This is a genomic window from Paraburkholderia xenovorans LB400, from assembly GCF_000013645.1.
GTDB classification, from domain to species: Bacteria; Pseudomonadota; Gammaproteobacteria; order Burkholderiales; family Burkholderiaceae; genus Paraburkholderia; species Paraburkholderia xenovorans.
Window position 1 is genome coordinate 581390 of record NC_007952.1, and the last position, 20875, is coordinate 602264.

Annotated in this window: 18 protein-coding genes; 6 read left to right on the plus strand and 12 right to left on the minus strand. The window is 65.7% G+C overall.

Annotated features, from left to right (window positions below):
* Window positions 1-3: 3 nt before the first annotated feature.
* Window positions 4-855 carry an amidohydrolase family protein gene (locus BXE_RS24525; protein ID WP_011490822.1) on the plus strand — a complete coding sequence of 284 codons (852 nt, stop codon included), beginning with the start codon at window positions 4-6 and terminating at the stop codon, window positions 853-855.
* 502 nt (window positions 856-1357) lie between these two features.
* On the opposite strand, the gene BXE_RS24535 is transcribed toward BXE_RS24525, so the two are convergent.
* The 12 genes from BXE_RS24535 to BXE_RS24590 form a co-directional block, all read right to left on the minus strand.
* Window positions 1358-2293, minus strand: a complete 936-nt coding sequence (locus BXE_RS24535) for a LysR family transcriptional regulator (protein WP_011490823.1) — start codon at window positions 2291-2293, stop codon at window positions 1358-1360.
* A 106-nt stretch (window positions 2294-2399) separates the two neighbouring features.
* Complete coding sequence (locus tag BXE_RS24540; protein ID WP_040124054.1) at window positions 2400-3965, minus strand: UbiD family decarboxylase; 1566 nt, start codon at window positions 3963-3965, stop codon at window positions 2400-2402.
* A 109-nt stretch (window positions 3966-4074) separates the two neighbouring features.
* The gene (locus tag BXE_RS24545; RefSeq protein WP_011490825.1) at window positions 4075-4800 is read right to left on the minus strand and encodes an enoyl-CoA hydratase/isomerase family protein; all 726 of its coding nucleotides are present in this window, start codon (window positions 4798-4800) and stop codon (window positions 4075-4077) included.
* Window positions 4801-4841: 41 nt separating this feature from the next.
* The gene (locus tag BXE_RS24550; protein ID WP_011490826.1) at window positions 4842-7178 is read right to left on the minus strand and encodes a xanthine dehydrogenase family protein molybdopterin-binding subunit; all 2337 of its coding nucleotides are present in this window, start codon (window positions 7176-7178) and stop codon (window positions 4842-4844) included.
* Entirely contained in the window at window positions 7175-7684 is a 510-nt protein-coding gene (locus tag BXE_RS24555) for a (2Fe-2S)-binding protein (protein ID WP_011490827.1), read from the minus strand. Before BXE_RS24555 ends, BXE_RS24550 begins: the two co-directional genes overlap by 4 nt.
* Window positions 7685-7724: 40 nt before the next feature.
* A complete protein-coding gene (locus BXE_RS24560) occupies window positions 7725-8210 on the minus strand; it encodes an SRPBCC family protein (RefSeq protein WP_011490828.1) in 486 nt (161 codons plus the stop codon).
* Between the two features lie 21 nt (window positions 8211-8231).
* Window positions 8232-9050 (minus strand): FAD binding domain-containing protein, encoded by an 819-nt coding sequence (locus tag BXE_RS24565; RefSeq protein ID WP_011490829.1) that lies wholly within the window; start codon window positions 9048-9050, stop codon window positions 8232-8234.
* 81 nt (window positions 9051-9131) lie between these two features.
* Window positions 9132-9899, minus strand: a complete 768-nt coding sequence (locus tag BXE_RS24570) for an alpha/beta fold hydrolase (protein WP_011490830.1) — start codon at window positions 9897-9899, stop codon at window positions 9132-9134.
* Window positions 9896-11248, minus strand: a complete 1353-nt coding sequence (gene fahA, locus BXE_RS24575; RefSeq protein WP_011490831.1) for a fumarylacetoacetase — start codon at window positions 11246-11248, stop codon at window positions 9896-9898. Before fahA ends, BXE_RS24570 begins: the two co-directional genes overlap by 4 nt.
* The gene (locus BXE_RS24580) at window positions 11245-11775 is read right to left on the minus strand and encodes a VOC family protein (protein WP_011490832.1); all 531 of its coding nucleotides are present in this window, start codon (window positions 11773-11775) and stop codon (window positions 11245-11247) included. The genes fahA and BXE_RS24580 overlap by 4 nt, the downstream gene beginning before the upstream one ends.
* Window positions 11776-11805: 30 nt before the next feature.
* The gene (locus tag BXE_RS24585; RefSeq protein ID WP_011490833.1) at window positions 11806-12996 is read right to left on the minus strand and encodes an FAD-dependent monooxygenase; all 1191 of its coding nucleotides are present in this window, start codon (window positions 12994-12996) and stop codon (window positions 11806-11808) included.
* Between the two features lie 189 nt (window positions 12997-13185).
* On the minus strand, window positions 13186-13764 hold the full coding sequence (locus BXE_RS24590) for a UbiX family flavin prenyltransferase (protein WP_011490834.1): 579 nt from the start codon (window positions 13762-13764) through the stop codon (window positions 13186-13188).
* 292 nt (window positions 13765-14056) lie between these two features.
* Here BXE_RS24590 and BXE_RS24595 point away from each other — a divergent pair, with 292 nt between their 5' ends.
* The 5 genes from BXE_RS24595 to BXE_RS24615 all read left to right on the plus strand — a co-directional run bounded on the left by BXE_RS24595 (window position 14057) and on the right by BXE_RS24615 (window position 20783).
* Window positions 14057-15145 carry a porin gene (locus BXE_RS24595; protein ID WP_011490835.1) on the plus strand — a complete coding sequence of 363 codons (1089 nt, stop codon included), beginning with the start codon at window positions 14057-14059 and terminating at the stop codon, window positions 15143-15145.
* A gap of 220 nt (window positions 15146-15365) precedes the next feature.
* A complete protein-coding gene (locus BXE_RS24600; protein WP_011490836.1) occupies window positions 15366-16751 on the plus strand; it encodes an MFS transporter in 1386 nt (461 codons plus the stop codon).
* A gap of 249 nt (window positions 16752-17000) precedes the next feature.
* Entirely contained in the window at window positions 17001-18434 is a 1434-nt protein-coding gene (leuC, locus tag BXE_RS24605) for a 3-isopropylmalate dehydratase large subunit (RefSeq protein ID WP_011490837.1), read from the plus strand.
* Window positions 18434-19066 carry a 3-isopropylmalate dehydratase small subunit gene (leuD, locus tag BXE_RS24610; protein ID WP_011490838.1) on the plus strand — a complete coding sequence of 211 codons (633 nt, stop codon included), beginning with the start codon at window positions 18434-18436 and terminating at the stop codon, window positions 19064-19066. Before leuC ends, leuD begins: the two co-directional genes overlap by 1 nt.
* 88 nt (window positions 19067-19154) lie before the next feature.
* The gene (locus BXE_RS24615; protein WP_011490839.1) at window positions 19155-20783 is read left to right on the plus strand and encodes a methyl-accepting chemotaxis protein; all 1629 of its coding nucleotides are present in this window, start codon (window positions 19155-19157) and stop codon (window positions 20781-20783) included.
* Window positions 20784-20875 lie beyond the last annotated feature (92 nt).

Sequence of the window (20875 nt, forward strand, 5' to 3'; positions counted from 1 at the left end):
TTCATGTTCGTTGACTTTTCGAGTCGTCCGCCGTCGCTGCAATTCGACGGACCTGCCTCGCACCTGACAAACTATCGGCGCGTATACCAGGGTACCGAGCGGCAGGTGGCGGACGCGGGCTGCGCCGATCCGCTCGCCGGGTATCTCGCCACTTACGAGCGTCTGAACGCACGGCACGTCGTGCTGAAGGCGCGTGATCTGACCAGCACCTTCGGCGTCAAGATCGCCAACGAGGACGTGGCCGCGTTTTGCCGAACGAACGGCGAGCGGTATATCGGCTTTGCCGGTGTCGATCCGCACAAGGGAGAAGCGGCGGTGGCGGAGTTCGAATACGCCGTGCGCGATCTCGGCCTGCGCGGTCTGAACGTGCAAGGTTTCGAGCACAGACTGCCGATCGACGATCCGCTGCTCTTTCCGCTTTATCGCAAGTGCGTGGAGTTGGGCATGCCGGTCAACATCCACTGCGGCACCAACTTCTCGACGCAAACATCGATGATGTACGGCCATCCGGCCGCGCTCGACCGCGTGATGATGGCCTTGCCGGAACTGCGCGTATGCGCGTCGCCGCCGGGCTGGCCTTGGGTACAGGAACTGCTCGCCGTGGCGTGGCGCCACCCGAATCTCTGGATTGGCACGGTGGCGGTGCGGCCCAGGCTGCTCGCGACCGCTCATTCCGGCTATGAGCCTCTGCTGCAATACGGCAGAACGGTACTGAAAAAACGCATGATCTTCGGCTCCGCGTTTCCGATGATGCCGGTAGAGCAGGCATTGAGCGAATTCGACGCGCTCCCGCTGAAGGATGCAGTACGCGAGGACTGGCGCTGCAACAATGCACTCGAGTTTCTCGGCCTGTGAAGAGCACTGCAAGGGTGTCCGGCAGATCGCCGGGTGGCGTCACACGGATGCCGTGCACCGGTTGCCGATTACGCGGCAACGTGGCCGCGATCACTTCGGGATTGCGTGGCACGACGGTTTCGATCGCATTGGCGAACGTGTCCGTTGCCGGACAGAGTGGCCAGCGGCCGTTCGGCGGACAGAGTGCGCGACAGCAAAGCCTGGCCGATTGCGCGCGCGCTTTGCAACGCGGCGGCGTAACTCAGACCTACCCATTCGCCGTCTTTGCCGCGGCGTGCCGCCAGCCAGCGTTCCGCAAACTCTCGCGCACCGCTCGCGAGCCGTTCTGTCATCCGCTGAGGATGACTGCCGAGCGCCATTTCCATTCTCGCCGAAGTGACGGCCGCCAAAAACGGCGTCTCGCTGCCGGCGATCCTGCGGGTCGAGGGCGCGAAGGCCGCGCGCGAGATCGAGGTATCGGTCGGCGCGCACAGCTTCGCGTAAGGCGCAGGCCGCCGCCCGTTCAGTCCAGTTCGTCGGCGGCCAGCATGACGGGGCGCTCCTGCGCGGCCTCGGTGAACATTTCGGTGAACTGGTCGAGCGCCGTCAGGGTATCGCGGCCGGTGCGCGTGATCCGGTAGAACGACAGCGGAACCTCGGGCCGGATCGGATCGATCCGCACGCGGTAGCGGCGGCAGATGTGCTCGCAGAACGACGGCATGACAGCGGTGCCGAGCCCTTCCTGAGCCATCGCGACAGCCGTCTGCATGTGACCTACGACGATGCGGCGGCTCACGTTCACTTCTTCTTTCGACAGCGTTGCCTCGATGAGCCGCTGCAATGGATTGTCTTTCGGCAGCGTGATGAGCGGCCGGCCTTCGAGCGAGGTCCAGCGGATGCCGGCCGCGCTGCGTCCGCCGTTCTTTTCCGGCATGTCGTCGACTGCCGATATGGCAACGAGGTGAGTCGGAAAGATGGGTACGCGGTCGATGCCGGAGAGCTGCGAGAAGAATACGCCGAATGCGGCGTCGAGATGCCCCTCTTCGACCATCTGCAGCAGTTCGCTCGGCGCGCGATCGACCAGTTCGATCTGCGAGTCCGGATACATCCGCGAGAAGCGCACGAGCACCGGCGGCATCAAACTCGCGGCGATCATCGGCGTGCAGCCGAGCAGTAGCGACGATTGTTTCTGCCGGCCCAGCTCGTTCAGTTCGATCACCGACTTTTCCAGCGTTTCGACGATCTTCATTGCTGTCGGATAGAACACCCGGCCGGCCTCTGTCAGCGAAACAGTGCGCGTGGTGCGCTCCAGCAGCCGGCAGGACAGTTGCGTCTCCAGTTCGCGGATGATCGCGCTGAGCGCCGCTTGACTCAGGTGCACGCTTTGCGCGGTCTTGGTGAAGCTCGACGTGTTCGCGACCCCGAGAAATACCTTGAGTTGTTTGAGGGACAGGTTCATCGACGACAGATCCTTCGTGCACCGGGCGGGATGGGGATGCCCGATTGTATCCCGTCTGTCGCGAAGACCGCCGCACGGCTGGGCGCGCGCGGCGGTCGCCGGCGCGTCATGCGAACGTGTAGCGTCCTTCGGCGTCGCGCGCGATTGCGCGCCGTGGGGCGATGTCTTCCAGCCAGCGCACCACTTCGCGGCCGTCACGCGTGCCGGCCGCGGCCATCAGTTCGGAGAACCGCTTCGGTCCGTCTTCGAGCGCCGCTTCGAGCGAATCGAAGCGCGCGCCCTGATAGGCGGGCGGTGTCGGCACGCGATGCTCGAGATCGCGTTGCGCGCCCGGCGCGAGCAGCGGCAGCGTGAGATCGAAGCCCGCCTTGGCGGTTTTCGTCGCGCCGAGCAGTGACGGGTCGAGCGGCATCGCGCGCATGCCGTCCTGCAGCACCAGGTCGCGATCGGCCTGGAAGCGGGTGGCGAGCGCCCAATCCATCTGCTCGTCGGAAAACACGTCGATGTCCGGATCCACGACGAACACGTGCTTCACGTTCGCGAGCGACGCGAACACCGCGGCGATCGCATTGCGGGCTTCACCCGGCACGCGCTGCTGCATCGCGATGCGCACGTTGAACATGCCACCTGTCGCCGGGTTGGCATAGACGGCGTTCACTTCGCGCACCGCCGTTTCGAGCGCGCGCCACACGGTAACTTCCGTGCGCAGTGCGGCGAGTTGCGCGGTGTCGGTGCACGCCATCGAGCGGCCGCCGATCGTGCAGGTCTGGAACACCGCGTCGCGCCGATGCGTGATCGCCGTCAGGTGGAACACCGGGTTGGTCTTCACACCGCCGTAGTAGCCGAGGAATTCGCCGTACGGGCCTTCCGGCTCCGCGTGGCCGCGCTCGTCGAGATAGCCTTCGAGAATGAATTCGGCGTCGGCGGGCACCAGCAGGTCGTTCGTTATGCACTTCACCACGCCCATCGCCGTGCCGCGCAGCGCCGCGACGAGTTCGAGCTCATCGGCCGGAATGCGCATCGTCGCGCCGACGTGGTCGATCGGGTGCGTGCCGACTGCAAACGCGATCGGTGTGCGCTCGCCGCGCTTCGCGTGGCCGATCGCGATCGCGCGCAGGTCCGACGGCGCGACCAGGTCGATGCCCGCGGTGCGGCGGCCGCGCAGCATGAGCCGGCGGATGCCGACGTTGGTCCAGCCGGTGTCCGGATCGATCGCGAAGTCGATCGACGCGGAGATGTACGGCGCGCCGTCCAGTTCGTGCTGAAGATGCACGGGCAGGGCGGTGAAGTCGCAGTCGTCGCCGGTCAGTACGATCTGCTGGACGGGCGCTTCCTCGCGGCTCACCTCGACCAGCCGGCCTTTCGTGCGCAGCCGCTCGCGCACCGTGTCGAGCAGTCGCTGCGGCGTCGTGCCGAAGGCTTGCGCGAGGCGCGTGCGGCTCGCGGCAACGCTGCCGGCGAGCGACGCGGTGCTGCCGGACACGCGTCCGAACCACACCGCGCGCGGGTTGCCTTCCATGATTGCCGCGACGTCCGCGAGGTCGACGGGCGCCTCATGGCGTTCGAGTTCGCTGTCGTCCAGCGATTCGAGGAAGCGGCGCAGGCGAAACTGTTCGAGGTCGGGTGCGGGTGTACCGTCGTTAGTCGAGGGGATCGCGGTCTTGGGTCTCAATCTGGGTTCCTTGCGCATCGTCTTTGCGCAGTGTCGTAGTCGATGAATCGTCGTTTTCGCCATGCGGCGGTCCGGGCCGGGCATGTGGCGCGCGCCGCATGCGCGGTTGTCAGAACCGCGCCGAGAGCGCCGTGGCCGCCAGATGCGCGGCGAAGCCGCTGGCGCCGGTCGCGGACATTTCCGGTGCGAGGTGCAGGAACTGCTTGACCGCACGCAGCGTCACGGCGCTGCAACCGAGCAGCGTCTGCGTGAGCGCTTCCGCTTCGGCATCGAGGCTCGCCGCCGGCACCACGCGGCTCACGAGCCCGGCTTGCAGTGCCTGCGCCGCGGATAGCCGCAGGCGGCTCAGCACCATGTGCGCGACGGTCTTTACCGGTACGCGGCCGATCAGGGCGGACATGACGAGGGTCGGCGGAATGTCGCGTTCCATTTCGGGGATCTGGAACACCGCGTCGTCTGCCGCGAGCGCCACGTCGCACACGCCGGCGAGCGCGCAGCCGACGCCGAGCGCCTCGCCGCGCACCACCGACACCACCGGCACGCGCACGGCCTTCAGCGCGTCGTATAGCGCCAGCGGCGGCGCTGCCACCACGCGGCGCAGCATTTCGGCGGAGGGCTTCGCGTCTTTCGGCGGCATCGGCGACTGCCGGCCTTTGCAAAAATCCGGGCCGCTGCTCAGGATGCGTACGACCTTCACGTCGTCATCGAGTGTCGTGACCGCCTCGATAATCGCTTCGCTCATCGCGGAATCGATCAGGTTGCCGTTGTCGGGACAATCGAGCATGACGTCCACGAGCGGGCCGTCCCTGTTGATCGCGACGAATGGGGTAGGCATGCGTGTCTCCTTCGGTTTGCAGCCGTTGTCGTGTAGCGGGTTCAGCCGGCGCGGCGGTGGATGTATTCCCACACCACCTTCGGCGTGGCCGGCATCGCCAGTTCCTCGTTGCCGAATTCCTTCAACGCGTCGGCGAGCGCGTTGAAGATCGTCGCGGTGGCCGGCGTGATGCCGCTCTCGCCGCCGCCCTTCACGCGCAGCGGGTTGCCGTGGGTCGGGTCTTCCGTCAACTCGACGCGCAGCGGCGGAATCGCGCCGGCGCGCGGCATCCCGTAGTCCATGTACGAGCCGGTCAGCACCTGGCCCGTTGCGCGGTCGAGATAGCAGGTCTCCGAGAGCGCCTGGCCGATGCCTTGCGCGAGGCCGCCGTGTACCTGGCCTTCGACGATCAGCGGGTTGATCGGCTGGCCCACGTCGTCGACCGACGTGTAGTTGACGAGCTCGACGACGCCGGTGTCCGGGTCCACCTCCAGCTCGCAGACGGCCGCGCCGGTCGGGTGTGCGGGCACGCGCGTATTGACCTCGGCATGCGCATACAGCTTGCGTTGTGCCGGATCGCCCGGCACGCCGTCGCTCGCAATGCGCGCGGCGACTTCGAACAGACCGATGCGGCGATCCGAAGCCGGATCGGCGAAGCCGCCGTCGGCGAACGCCACGCGTTCGGGCGATGCGTCGAATAGAGCGGCGGCGACCTGCCTGCCGGTCGCGACGATCTGTGCGGCGGTATCGACCAGCAGCATGCCGCCGAGGCGCATCGAGCGGTCCGAGTGGCTGCCGCCGCCGACGCTGACGAAGGCAGTGTCGCCGGTGCGCAGCGTGACCGACGCCATCGGCACGCCCAGATGCTGAGCGATGACCTGCGCGAACGTCGTTTCGTGGCCCTGGCCGGTGGACTGCGTGCCGGCCACGATGTCGATGCGGCCTTCCGGCAGCACGGTCAGTTCGATCCGCTCGCGCGGCGCGCCGACCGGCGACTCGATGTAGTTCGCGAGTCCGATGCCGCGCAGCCTGCCGTTCGCGCGCGCGGCGGCGCGGCGCTCACTGAAGCTGTTCCATTCGGCGAGTTCCAGCGCGCGTGTCATGTTGCGCGCAAACTCTCCGCTGTCGTATGTGAGTCCCATCGGGCTGCGGTACGGCAGCTTCTCATGCGCGATGAGGTTGCGGCGGCGGATCTCCGCGCGGTCGAGGCCGAGTTCGGCCGCCGCGAGGTCGAGCATCCGCTCGATGACGTGGGTCGCCTCGGGGCGTCCCGCGCCGCGATACGGAGCGGTCGGCACCGTGTTCGTCATTACCGCGCTGATGTGCACCGCGGCGACCGGCACGTCGTAGACGGTCGTCATGATCCGCGTACCGTTCGACATGGGCACGTACGATACCGTGTGCGCGCCGACGTTGCCGAGCCATTCGTTGTCGATCGCGAGGATGCGGCCGTCCTTCGAAAAACCGAACGTTGCGCGCACGATCGCGTCGCGGCCCTGGTAATCGGACAGGAACGCCTCGCTGCGATCGCTCGTCCACCTGACCGGCCGGCCGATGCGGCGCGCGGCCCACACGACGGCCAACTGCTCGACGTAAATGAACGAGCGCGGGCCGAACCCGCCGCCGGTATCGGGGCAGACCACGCGCACCTGCGCGGGCGGCACCTTGAGCGCGTCCGCGAGGCATAGCTTCTGCCGCACCGCGCCCTGGCTGCCGGAAATCAGCGTGTAGACGCCGGTTTCGCCGTCGTATGCGCCGATCGCGCTGCGCGGTTCCATCTGGCAGTTCACCACGCGGCTGTGGTGGAACTCGCGCTGCACGACGAGCGGCGCACCGGCGATGATCCGGCGCGCTTCGTCCCGCTCGCCGATCTGCGCCTGGAAGCACAGGTTGCCCGGCGCGCCGTCCCACATCTGCGGCGCACCGTCCTGCATGGCGTCGGCCGCGTTGACCACCGCATCGAGCACGTCGTATTCGACCTCGATCATTTCCGTCGCATTGCGCGCCGCGAGCGGCGTTTGCGCGATCACCATCGCGATCGGCTCGCCGACGTAGCGCACGCGATCCACCGGCAGCGGAATATGCCGCTGGTTGAAGATCTGGCCGGTCAGCGAGGTGAGGAATGCCTTCTTCGTCGCGTCCACGGCATCGATCGGATTCGGCACGTGATCGACGCCCTGGTAGCCGTCTTCCAGATAATCCTGGCCGATGAGCACGGCGATCACGCCGGGCGCGTCGAGCGCGGCGGAGATGTCGACCGAAAGCAGTCCGGCATGCGCGTGCGGCGAGCGCAGGAAGGCTGCATACGTCTGGCCTTCGATCTGCAGGTCGTCGGTGTATTTCCCGTTGCCCGTGACGAAGCGCCGGTCTTCCACGCGCGGGAGAGGTTGGCCGATCATGACTGCGAGCCCTCCGCCGTTGCGCCGGCGAGTGCCGGGTACAGGTCGTGCGCCGCGTGGCGCACCGCTTCGATGATGTTCACATAGCCCGTGCAGCGGCAGATGTTGCCTTCGAGCGCATGGCAGATGCTTTCTTCGTCGAGCTTCGGCGGCCGACGCAGATAGAAGTCGACCGACATGATCATGCCCGGCGTGCAAAATCCGCATTGCAGACCGTGGCACTGGACGAACGCATTCTGGACCGGATGCAGCGGCGCGTCCTGATCCGCGCGCAGCCCTTCGACGGTCGTGACCGCGCCGCCGCTCGCCTGTGCCGCGAGGACGGTGCACGACTTCACGGAGACGCCGTCGAGATTGACCGTGCAGGCGCCGCATTGACTCGTGTCGCAGCCAACGTGCGTGCCGGTGAGGCGCAACGTTTCGCGCAGGAATTCGACGAGCAGCGTCTGGTCGGGCACGTCACGCTCGACGTCGACGCCGTTCACTCGCAATTGGACTTCAGCCATGATTCACCTTGGTGTGCTGGATCGTTCGTCGGACCGAGATTCAGTGAGCGGTGCCCGCGTTGGCGGCCTCGGTCGCGTCCGGACCCGCGCTCATCGTCGCGTTGAAGCGCTTGAAGAACTCCGCCGCGAGCTTGTTCGCCACCGACGTGACGAGCCGGGAGCCGATCTGCGCGAGCTTGCCGCCCACCTGCGCTTCGGCGACATAGGTGAGCAGCGTGCCGCCCTGGTCGGCGTCGGCCAGTGTGACGGTCGCGGTCATCTTGCCGAAACCGGCAATGCCGCCTTCGCCCTGGCCCGCTATCCTGTAGCCGTTCGGGCCGTTGCGTTCCGACAGCGCCAGCGTACCCTTGAAGCGCGCCTTCACCGGGCCGACCGAGGCGACGACCACGGCCTTGTATTCGTCCTCGTTTTGCGCGATGAACTCCTCGCAGCCCGGCACGCATGCCTGCAGCACCGCCGCGTCGTTCAAACCCTTCCATACCTGTTCGCGCGTGGCGGCGATAGTCTGCGATCCGGTGAATTCCATTCGTGTCTCCTGAAACTGATATTAAGCGGGCTGGCGCAGCGGTTGCGCGAGCAGCGATTGCAATGCGCGGCGCGTGTAGGTTTCGATCAGATGGGCGCGATACGCGGCCGAACCGTTGTCGTCGTCCGGGAGCGCCAGGTCGTCCATCTTCAGGTTCGCGAGTGCGGCGTCGGAAAGGTCGGCGCCGAGCGCCGCTTCGGCTTCGGACCAGCGGAACACCGAGGCGCCCGCACCCGTTACCGCGACCCGCACCGCATCGGCGAACTGCGCGATGAACACGCCCACCACCGCATAACCGGACGCCGGCTGGCGGAACTTCGCATACGCGCCGCGCAACGGAATGGGGTATTCGAATCCAACGACCAGTTCGCCGGCGTCGAGAGCGGTTTCGAACGTATCGACGAAGAAATCGTCGGCCGCGAGCCGGCGCTGCGACGTGATCACCTGCGCGCCGAGTGCGAGCACCGCGCACGGATAGTCAGCCGCCGGATCGTTGTTCGCGACCGAGCCGCCCATCGTGCCGCGATTGCGGACCTGCGGATCGGCGATCACGCCTGCGAGTTGCGCGAGCGCCGGGATCGCCGACGCCACCACGGGCGAAGCGGCCACTTCCGCATGCCTCGTCAGCGCGCCGACGCGCAGCACGTTGCCCTCCACGCTCACACCGCGCAGCGCGTCGATGCGAGTCAGGTCGACCAGATGCGAAGGCGCGGCGAGCCGCTGCTTGAGCGTGGGGATCAGCGTCATGCCGCCGGACAGCGGTCGCGCTTCCTCGTGCTCGCGCAGCCAGGCAACGGCCTCGTCGAGCGATGCGGCCCGTAAATAGGTGGTCTCGTACATGTATGTCGTCTCCTGCGGCCGTGCGCGCCAGACCATGACGCGTGCGGCCTTTGGTGCACAGATAGTGCGCCCGTTGCATGACTAGGATTGTTTCAGCCAATCCTCGAGGGCAGTTGCGAGCGCAACCGGTACTTCGTACATCGGATAATGGCCCGCGTTGCGCAGCGTTTCGAAGGTCGCGCGCGGATACCATGCGAGCCACGTGCGCGCCATCAGCTCGGCCGTCAGCGTGGGATCGTGTTCGCCGATGAATAGCTTGACCGGCACCGCGTGGTCCCGCAGTTCGGTCGAGAAGTCGCTGGCCGCCCAGTGCGGCAGGTAGGCTGCGAACGCGTCCGCGCGCGAAACCCGCTGCGATTCGCGGGCGAGATGCGCGCTCCAGCGCGGCGACAGGCGGTTGCCGGTCGAGAAAGCGATGATCGCGGCGCGGCGCTCGACATCGTCCACCGCCGCGCGGAACGCGGCAAGGCGGGTTTCATCCATGCGCGAGCCGCAGGCGGGCACGGCGCAAACGCCGGCCATCCGCTCGATGCGTGCGGGCGCGGCGAGCAGCACGCGCTGGATCGCCACGCCGCCCATCGAGTGGCCGATCAGGCTGAAGCGGTCCCAGTCGAGGTGGTCCGCAAGCGCGAGCACGTCCTGCGCGGCTTCCTCGAACGTGAACGCGCCGTCGCGTTCACGCGAGCGGCCATAGCCGCGGTAATCGAAGAAGACGTAAGTGAACTCGTCGGTGTCGAGCGACGGCACGAGCGGCTGCCAGTCTTCGGCGCTGCCGAACCAGCCGCTCATCGCCAGCACCTTGCGCGGCCCGTTGCCGACTTTCACATAGCCGTTGAGCGCCCGGGTCATGCCGCGATCTCCTCGCGGCGGCCCGCGACGGCGAGTGCCGGCGCGATACGGCCGCGGCATTCGCCGAAGCCAATCGACACCGCGCCCGACTTCGTTGCGCGTGCACTCAACACGATTTCATCGCCGTCTTCCAGCGCCGTGCGCGTTTCGCCGTTCGGCAGGCGCAGCGGGTCCTTGCCGGCATTCGTCAGCTCGGTGATGCAGGCGCGCGCTGCGTCGTCCGCGCCCGAGATCGTGCCGCTGCCGAGCAGGTCGCCGGTGCGCAGATCGCAGCCGTTGCTGGTGTGATGCGCGACCATCTGCGCGAAGGTCCAGTACAGGTTGTCGAGATGCGTGCGGGTGATTCGCACCGGGCCGGCGCCGGCGTCACGCAACCGGCTCGTCGACAGGTCCGCGTATAACGCCAGATGCAGTCCGCCCTGCTGCTGGTCGAATGCGCCGCGCAGATGCGGCATCAACGGCGGATCGTCTTGCGCGCGCGGCACGGGGGCCTTGCGGAACGGCGCGAGTGCTTCGGCTGTCACGATCCACGGCGACACGCTCGAATGGAAGCTCTTGCCGAGAAACGGGCCCAGCACCTGCTCAAACCATTGAATGCTCTTCGCGGACCAGTCGTTCAGCAACGAATAGCCGAAGATGTGTTCGTGTGCGGCGTCGATCGGAATGGGCTGCGTGAACGCATTGCCGTGCCCGATCCACGCGGCGAGTTCCAGTTCGAAGTCGAGCGCGGGCGCCGGACCGAACACGATCTGGCCGCTCGCGTCGCGGTACTGACCGTGCGGGCGCCGCACTTCGCCGCCGCTCGCGCGCAGCGACGACGCGCGGCCGTGATAGGCGATCGGCAGCGATTTGAAAGCCGGCGGCAGCGGGTCGGCGAGCCCTTTATAGCGGCCGTGCCGTTCGGTGTGATGCAGAGATGTGAGGAAATCCGAGTAGTCGCCGACCTCGCAAGGCAAACGCAGCGCGATCTCGTCGATGCGCGGCAAAAGCGCTTCAGCCTGCCGCTGCACATTTGCGCGTTGCGGCGCGTCGCTCTTCAGCAGCTCGGAGAGCGCGGCGCGCAGCGCGCCGGAATAACGGGGGCCCATTGCCATCAGACGGTTCAGCGTGGCGCCACTGGCCGCTTCGCAGGCGAGCGCCGCATCGCTGCCGGCCTCGACGAGGCCGCTGTCGCGCAGCGCACGCAGATCGACGACATGCTCGCCGATCGCCACGCCCGTACGTGCTTCGCCGTTGCGCTCGAAAGCGCCGAACGGCAAGTTCTGGATTGGAAAGTCCGCGTCGGGCAGGTTAGCCGATTCGATCCAGCTACGCCGGACTGGATCGTGGGTGAAATTCAGGGCTGTCATGCGACGGGTGTCTCCGATACAGCTTTTTTTCGCTCTTCGGCCCACGCATCCAGGGCAGGGCGAGCCTGCATTTTATAGCACTCGAGTGTTTCGGCAGGTGCGACCGGCACCGTCAGTTCGAGCCGGAAGCCGTTTGGATCGAAGAAGTAGATGGAGCGCACGAAGTGATGGTCGGTCACGCCGAGCACGTCGACGCCGTGCTCGACGAGCCGCTGTTTCATGGCTTCGAGCTGCTCCAGTGTCGCGAGCCGCAGCGCGATGTGGTTGACCCACGGCGGCGTATTGGGCGAGGGTTCGGCGGCGGTGTCGTCGCCGAGATCGAAGAACGCGATGTTTGCGCCGTCCGCCATTTCGAAGAACAGGTGTACGTAGGGACAGTATTCACCGGTGCTCGGCACGCGGTCGAGGCGGATCAGATGGACGAGCGGCAGGCCGAGGATGTCTTCGTAAAAGTGGCGCGTCTCTTCGGCATTGCGGCAGCGCCATGCGAAGTGATGCAGGCCGAGAATCGGCGGGACGGCGGACATGCGGTGTCTCCTTGTGCGGTCTCTTGACGATCAGACTTCGACCGTATCCACGTTGTATTCGAACAGCCAGTTGTAGCGTTCCTTGACGCGCTCTTCGCTCCATTCGCGGTCCACGTAGTCCGCGGCGCCTTCCGCATGCGCGAGCGCCGGGTTGTGAAAGCGCGTGGTGTTTGCCGCGGCTCCGCGCACGATGCGCGAGGTCCGGTCGAGGCGCAGCGACTCATACCGTTCGAGCGCGCGTTGCAGGTCGTTTTCTCCGTATTGCGCGAGGCAGCGTGCGATCAGGTAGCCGTCTTCGAGCGCCATGCCCGCGCCCTGTGCGAGGAACGGCAGCGTCGGGTGGCAGGCGTCGCCGAGCAGCGTGGCGCGGCCGGAACTCCAGCGCGTCATCGGCTCACGGATCATGAGGGCCCACTTGTAGGGAACGTCGATCGCGGAGATCATTGCGCGCACGTCTTCGTGCCAGCCCGTGAAGTCGGCAAGACATTCTTCGATCGTGCCGCTTTCCGACCAGGATTCGACCTGCCAGCCGTCGCGTTCTACCGCGCCGACGAAATTGACCAGCTTGTGGCCGCGCAGCGGGTAGTGAATCACGTGGGCGCCGGGACCGACCCAGTTCGTGCCGTACGGCGTGCGCAGGTGTTCGGGCAGTTTCTCCGCGTCGATCACGCCGCGCCAGGCCATCACACCGGAATACACGGGTTCGTCCGGACCGAAGAGGGCACGGCGCACGCGGGAATGCACGCCGTCCGCGCCGATCAGCAGGTCGGCCTCGTAGATGCCGCCCGAGACGGTCTGCACCTCGACCTTGCCGCCTTTCTGCACGACGCCTTCAACCTTCTCGTCGAGCCTGATCGCGTCCGCGCTGAGCGCGCGCACCGCGTCGACGAGCGCTTCATGCAGGTCGGCACGGTGAACGGTCAAGTAGGGGTAGCCGTAGATCTCGCGCGACGCCGCGCCGAGATCGAACAGCGGCCAGGTCTGGCCGCTGTTCCAGAGCCGCACGCGCTTGCCGGGCGGCTCGCACGCAAGCCCTTCGAGGCGCTCGCCGACGCCGATCTGATACAGCACGCGCGTCGCGTTGGGGCTCAACTGCACGCCTGCGCCGATCTCCTTCAGCACCTTGGCCTGTTCAAGGATGGTGACGTCGAAGCCCTTCCTCAACAAGGCGGCTCCTGCCGTCAGGCCGCCAATACCGGCTCCTGCAATGACGATCTTCATTCGACGTTTCGACCTCTTTTGTAATGACGCTTATCGGGCTGATTTATCAATCAATAGATAAATCTTTTTAATGCGGCCCCGTTTGAGAACAGAACCACTTTAAATGAGCCGCCGTTACTAAAGAAGCAAAAAAATCCGAACGTCTTATTAATCAATTTTGATAATGCTGCGTGGCGAACGGGCGCGGTTCTACATACCCCAGCGATGCACGACCGGAGTCTCGATACCGAACAGATCGAGCACGCGGCCAAGCGTGTGATCGACCATGTCGTCGAGCGATTCGGGGTTCGCGTAGAACGCCGGCACCGGCGGATAGACGATCGCGCCGGCCTCGGTTACGTTCGTCATGCTGCGCAGATGACCCAGGTGGAGCGGCGTTTCGCGCACCATCAGCACGAGCCGGCGCCGCTCCTTGAGCGTGACGTCGGCGGCGCGGGAAAGCAGCCCGCTGGTCACGCCCGTCGAGATTTCCGAGAGCGTCCTGATCGAACAGGGCGCGACGATCATCCCCATGACAGGAAACGACCCGCTCGAAATGGCCGCGCCGATGTCGGTGTTCGGATAGGTGACTGTCGCCAGTGCGCGCACCTCGGCGACGCTGTACGGAGACTCGTGCGCGAGTGTGACCTGCGCGGAGCGGCTCATCACCAGATGTGATTCGATGTCGAGCTGCCTCAGCAACTGCAGCAGCCGGACACCGTAGACGACACCTGACGCGCCGCTGATACCGACGACCAGACGCCGGGGCGGTACTGCGCTGAAATGCATCTGTGCTCTCCAATGAAGCGGGACTGGATCAGAACGTCGCGGATGTTAGCACGGTGATTCATTATGTCCGAGACAATATGCTGTTATTTTGAAATGGATGGGTAAATACCCTGGTCCAATATTCGGAATGTTCTATTGATTGATAAACAATTCGCGATTCAAATCGCGAATCGAAGCCGTTAAACTCTGTCCGGCATCAGCAAACGGGGCATCGACCCTGACGCGATTACCGGATGCACGACGCCGGTCCGGATCTGCGACCGGCGAGCGATAAAAACATTGGAGACATGCATTGAGAACTGGTCTGCTGGTCGGCGGTTGCGCCGCGATTCTTGCCGCCCCGGTGTGGGCGCAGTCGTCTGTTACGCTTTACGGCAGCATCGACGTCGGCCTCGACTTCGTGTCGAATACACAGGGCAAGCATCTGTATCAGGAATCTTCCGGCAAGCGTCAGCCGGATCGCTGGGGGTTGTTGATCAAGGAGAATCTCGGCGGTGGCAACACCGCGTTCGCGCGGCTCGAATCGGGTTTCGTGACCAACACGGGTGCGCAGATCAATCCGACCAGTTTCTTCAATCGCGAAGCGTTTGTGGGCTTGTCCAACGACCGCCTGGGGGCGCTCAGCTTCGGCAATATCAACGACTACATCTATCAGTACGTGGGCCGTCTGAACAACTCGATACCGGGCATCTCGTCGTTCTATACGCCCGGCAATCTGGATGGTCTGGCGAACAACCACGCGCTGAACAACGCCGTGAAGTACGAGACGATCAATTTTCACGGCTTTCAGGCGGGCGCGATGAATGCCTTCGGCAACCAGGCCGGCAATTTCAGCGAGGGCCGTCAATATAGCCTCGGCGCGCAGTACGCGAACGACATGGTGCGGTTCGGCATTGCGTACACGATGTCCCATAACCGGACGGCAGACGTTTTCGGCACGTTCAGTCTGTCTTCGCTTCTTGGCCAGCCGTTGAAGCAGGGCACCATGTTCAACGCAAGCCGCTACAGCACGCTCGCCGTCGGCGGCTCGGTGAAGATCGGCTATTTCACGCCGCATCTGACCTACTCGGGTGTGAAGCTGGAAAACGGCCAGGGCTCCGCGACGCTGAACAACTATCAGACCGGCGTCAACATCGACCTGAGCGGCAAGGGTTTTTACATTCTGGGTCTTTCGTGGGATCACTCGACGTTCCAGAGCCTCGCGATCAACCAGTACAACCTGTTCCTGACCGATTATCTTTCGAAGAGCACGCAGATCTACGCGGGTGTCGGCCTGCAGCGCGCGGCGGGGCCGGGTGCGCGCGCTGCGCAGTTCGGCTATCAGCCGTCGTCGAGCGGCAGCCAGACGATTGCGCGCATAGGCGTCAATCACATGTTTTGAAGCGGAGGTGCCATCGTGCGGTGAAACGGAATGCAACCGGGTCTATTCACACATTTCGATCTCTTCATCGCAATTTTTTGATTGAGCCGTGCCGGGTCGCCATCTTATAGTTTGTGGCTCCCGGACATGGCGCCGCCATGAGGGATATCAGGAGCAACAGCGCGAAGCGCACGCGAGCCGACCCGGCGCGCGCGCCGCGGGCGAGGTAAATGGGACACACATGCAAGCAGACCGGACTTTCAACATCGCGACACTGATTGAAGAGCAGAAAACGGGACGCTTTGCCGTCGGCCTGCTGTTCTGGTGTTTCCTGATCATGCTGATGGACGGCTACGACCAGACGGCCGTGTCGTTCGCGGCGCCGGCCATCATCAAGGACTGGCACGTGGCGCGCGGCGGCTTTGGGCCGGTGTTCGGCGCGGGCCTGTTCGGTACGCTGGTCGGTTCGTTCATCTTCGGCTATCTCGGCGACCGGCTGGGCCGCAAGAAGGCCATCGTCATCGGCAGCCTGTTCTTCGGCGTGCTGACCTGGGCGTCGGTGTGGGCGACGTCGCTGCAGGAATTGATGCTGCTGCGCTTTCTCGCCGGCATCGGCATGGGCGGCGTCGTGCCGAACTCCGTGGCGCTGGTCGCGGAGTACGCTCCGAAGCGGCTGCGCGCAACGTGGGTCACGCTGATGTTCTCCGGCTTCTCGATCGGCGCGGGTTCGGGCGGGCTGGTTTCGTCGGCGCTGATCCACCGCTTCGGCTGGCCGGTCATGTTCGCGGTCGGCGGCGGCGGATCGCTGCTCGTCGCAGTGCTGCTGATATTCACGCTGCCCGAATCCGCGAGGCTGCTGGTGGTCCGTCAGCGCGGCGAGGAAACGGTGCGTGCTCTGGTGGCGCGGTTGCGTCCCGACCTGAACATTCCCGCCGATGCGCAATTCGTGCCCGGCGAGGTACGCGAAAAGCAGCGTTTCGTGTTCCGGCTGATTTTCTCGGACGGCCTGGCCTCGATCACGCTGCTGCTATGGATCGTCTTCATCGCTAACTCGATGGCGCTGTACTTCCTGCAGAACTGGCTGCCGATCCTGATCGAGGGAATGGGCGTGGACCCGCGCGGCGCCGGGCTGATTACGACGATGTTCTCGGCCGGCGGTGTGATCGGCGGTCTGATCTTGTGCCGCTTCGTCGACCGTCACGGCGTACTCGCCATTATTTCGCTGCCGGCGATCGGCTTTCCGGTCGTCGCGCTGCTCGGCCACGGCTCGTCGCAGACCTGGCTGATGGTGGCGGTGTTCGCCGCCGGCTTCTGTGTGGTCGGCGCGCAATACGGGCTGTATGCGGTGGCGGGGATGATCTATCCGACGTCGTTTCGCTCGGCCGGCGTCGGCAGCGCGATCTCGGTCGGCAAGATCGGCTCCGTGTCCGGGCCGGTGGTCGGCGGCTTGCTGCTGTCCATGCATTTGCCGATCACGCAGCTCTTTTATTCGGCGTCGCTGCTGTTCGTCGTCGCGGCAGTGTTCTCGACCGTGCTTGCGCTGCTGTATCGTGCGCGCTTCGGCGCACAGCATGCGGCACAGGCGGCCATGGAGCCGATGCGGCGCTCGCTGGCGCGTGACTCGTAACCGGTCGCCCTGGCGGATCATGCCGCCATAAAGCCGCGCGGCGGTGCGGGCCGCATTCTCCATCGAGACCGGCTACGCACAGATCGTACGGACTCCTCCAGATGGCGAACGCAGCAGAAAAATAACGGGCGCCGCGCGTGACATACGCGACGCCGGAGCGAAGAGACGCGGCTGGCATGAGCGGAATGCCGCACTTTGACTTGTCCACGATGACGGCCGCCTCGCGGCCCGGTGTGAGGATCCATTCCGATGACCCAGCCCCGTACCCTGTACGACAGGATTTTCGACGCGCACGTCGTTCGCACCGATGCGGACGGCACGACATTGCTTTACATCGACCGGCATCTGCTGAACGAGGTGACGAGCCCGCAGGCGTTCGAATCGTTGCGGCGCGAGGGACGGCCGGTCTGGCGCCCGCAGGCCAATCTCGCGGTCGCGGACCATAACGTGCCGACGACCGACCGGCGCCTCGGGATCGCCGATCCGGTGTCCCGGATCCAGGTGGACGTATTGCGCGAGAACTGCGAGCGCAGCGGGATTGTTCACTATGGGATGGACGACGCGCGCCAGGGCATCGTGCATGTCGTCGGCCCGGAACTTGGCTGCACGCTGCCGGGTATGACGATAGTCTGCGGCGATTCGCATACGAGCACACATGGCGCGCTGGGTGCGCTCGCATTCGGTATCGGTACGTCGGAGATCGAACACGTGCTCGGCACGCAGACGCTGATTACGCGGCGCAGCCGGACGATGCGCATGACGCTGGACGGTGTGCTGCCGCCCGGCTGCACGGCGAAGGACGTCGCGCTTGCCGTGATCGGTGCGCTCGGCACGGCCGGCGGCACGGGTTACGCAATCGAGTTCGCGGGCCCGGTGGTACGTGCGCTGTCGATGGAAGGGCGCATGACGCTGTGCAATATGTCTATCGAAGCGGGCGCGCGTGCCGGCCTGATCGCGGTCGACGAGACCACGCTCGATTACTGCCGCACGCGGCCGCATGCGCCGCAAGGCGAGACGTGGGAACTTTCGGCACGCGTATGGCGCGCGCTGCGCTCGGACGACGACGCGCGCTTTGACGCCGAATGCTCGCTCGACGTCTCGACGTTGGCGCCGCAGGTGACCTGGGGCACGTCGCCGGAGATGGTGACCGGCATCGACGGCCGGGTGCCCGATCCGCTGGACATCCACGACGCCGGGCGGCGCGCGTCGTGGCAGCGCGCGCTCGACTACATGGGGCTCGACGCGGGCACGCGCATCGATACGATTGCGATCGACAAGGTGTTCATCGGCTCGTGCACGAACGGCCGGCTCGAAGATCTGCGCGCGGCCGCCGACATTCTGCGTGCAACGGGCGGACGGATCGCGTCGAATGTACGCCTCGCGCTCGCGGTGCCGGGTTCGCAGCAGGTCAAGCGCGACGCGGAAGCGGAGGGTCTGCACGACGTATTCATCGCCGCCGGCTTCGAATGGCGCGAGCCGGGCTGCTCGATGTGTCTCGCGATGAATCCCGACCGGCTCGAACCGGGTGAACGCGTGGCGTCGACGTCGAACCGCAATTTCGAGGGCCGGCAAGGCGCCGGCGGCCGTTCGCATCTGGTCAGCCCGGCAATGGCCGCGGCCGCCGCGCTCGCGGGCCGGTTCGCCGATGTCCGGCCGTTCGCTTCTGGTATGGGAGGCCTCTGATGGAACCGCTCGTGTGTCATGAAGGTCTTGTCGTTCCGCTCGATCGGGACAACGTCGATACGGACGCGATCATCCCGAAGCAGTTCATGAAGTCCATCGCGCGAACCGGTTTCGGTCCCTATCTGTTCGACGAATGGCGCTACCGCGACCCCGGCCATTACGGCAAGCCGGCGGCCGAACGCACGCCCGAGCCGGGCTTCGCGCTGAACCAGCAGCGCTACGCGGGCGCCTCAGTGCTGCTCACGCGGCGCAATTTCGGCTGCGGCAGTTCGCGCGAGCACGCGCCGTGGGCGCTGCATCAATTCGGCTTCCGGGTGCTCGTGGCCGAGAGCTTCGCCGACATCTTCTTCAACAACTGCTGCAAGAACGGGCTGCTGCCGGTACGGCTCGATGCCGCACTGATCGGCCGGCTGATGGAAACGGTGGAGGCTGCGCACGGCTACCGTCTGCGCGTGGATCTGGCTGCGCAGACACTCACTGCGCCGGACGGCGAGTGCTGGCGCTTCGACATCCCGCCCGCGCTGAGGACGCTGCTGCTCGAAGGCCTCGACGAAACCGGCGCGACGCTTGCATTCGCCGACGCGATCCGTGCGTTCGAGGCCGTTCAACTCGAACGTTCGCCGTGGCTCTAGCCGCAGACGCACGATTGCGCGCCGCCGTTGCGACGCATTTCCTAAGTTACCCGAACGATTTTCTTACGCTTACAAGCCGAGTCATGCCATGAACCCAACCCTGGCCGCCGATGCCGTCGTTTCCACGGATCCGTTCGCCTCGCCGGGCGCAGCCGCAATGCGTCCTGCTCCGGCCGCGCAGCGCAGAACGGTGTCGCTGCAGGCCCGCATCGGGCTGACGATAGCGCTGCTGACGGTGCTGATGACGGCGATCGGCGTGCTGGGGCTCGCGGGCGTTTGGCGCGCGAACCGGGCGAATCAGGACACCTACCAGAACAAGCTGACTGCGGCCGTGTACATCGGCAATGCGGAACTGCTGATTGCGCGTACGCGCCTCGTGCTCGGCGGGGCGATGGCGCAACCCGATAGCGCTCGCGCCCAGGAACAGATCGGCCACGCGAGCGAATTCTTCCGGCAGTCGGACGAAGCGTGGCGCCAGTTCGTCGAGGAACCACACGAGATCGGAGAGGTGCCGCTGATCGAGGCGGCAGGCAAGCGGCGCGACACGATGCGCGACGCAATGCGGGCATTTATCGACGCGTTGAAATCCGGCGATCGCGATGCCGCGCAAAAGATCGGCATGTCGCGCCTGAGTCCGCTCTTCAACGACATGAGCGACACCAACGACCGGCTGAAAAGCGCGCTGTACGCGAACGCGAAACGGAGCTACGAAAACGCGGAGCGATACTCTCGTCTGTTCCTGGCGGCCTCGCTGGCCATGATCGTGTTCGGCATCGTCGCTGCGGCGTTTAGCTGGGTGACGCTGCGCCGCGCGATCATGGCGCCGCTGAACGAAGCTCTCGCGCATTTCGAAGCGATCGCGGCCGGCGACCTGCAGCGTACGATTGGCCGATATCGCGCCGACGAGATGGGACACCTGCTCGATGGTTTGCGCAACATGCAGGCGCAGCTCGCGCGAACCGTGACGGCGGTGCGGGACGGTTGCCGGTCGATCGGCATACCGATCGGCGAGATCGCGGCCGGCACGCTCGATCTGTCGTCGCGGACCGAAGAGCAGGCCGCATCGCTCGAACAGACGGCCGCGAGCATGAGCGAGTTGACCGAGACGGTCCGCCAGAATGCGAGCCGCGCACGGGAGGCGCATGCGATTGCGGATGACGCGTCCACGGCGGCGAACGGCGGCAGCGGCGCGATCGGGCGGGTTAGCAACACGATGCTGCGCATCGAGGCGAGCGCCCGCAAGATTGCCGACATCACCGGCATCATCGAGGGCATTGCGTTCCAGACCAACATTCTCGCGCTGAACGCGGCAGTCGAGGCGGCGCGCGCCGGCGTGCACGGCCGGGGCTTCGCCGTGGTGGCTGCGGAGGTGCGCTCCCTTGCGCAGCACGCGTCGTCGGCCGCGAAAGAAATCGGCGAACTGGTGGGCGATGCGGTAGGCGCGGCTTCCGACGGCACGATGATGGTCGCGGAAGCGGAACAGGCGATCGACCACATTCTCGACGCCGCACGGCGCTTCACCGACATGATGGGCAGCATCGCGGCCGCCGCGGACGAGCAGCGCACCGGCATCGAACAGGTGGATGCCGCGATCAGCCTGATGGATTCGATTACCCAGCAGAACGCGGCGCTCGTCGAGGAGGCCAGTGCTGCCGCGCAGGCGCTCGACCAGCAATCGCGGGAGCTGGACCGGCAAGTGGCGATGTTCCGGGTCTGACGCGCCGCCGCGCGCGAGGGGCACCGCTTTTCCGAGGAGACGACCGGACGGCATCGAAACCGCCGGCGACAGCGAGAACCAGGGAGACAGAT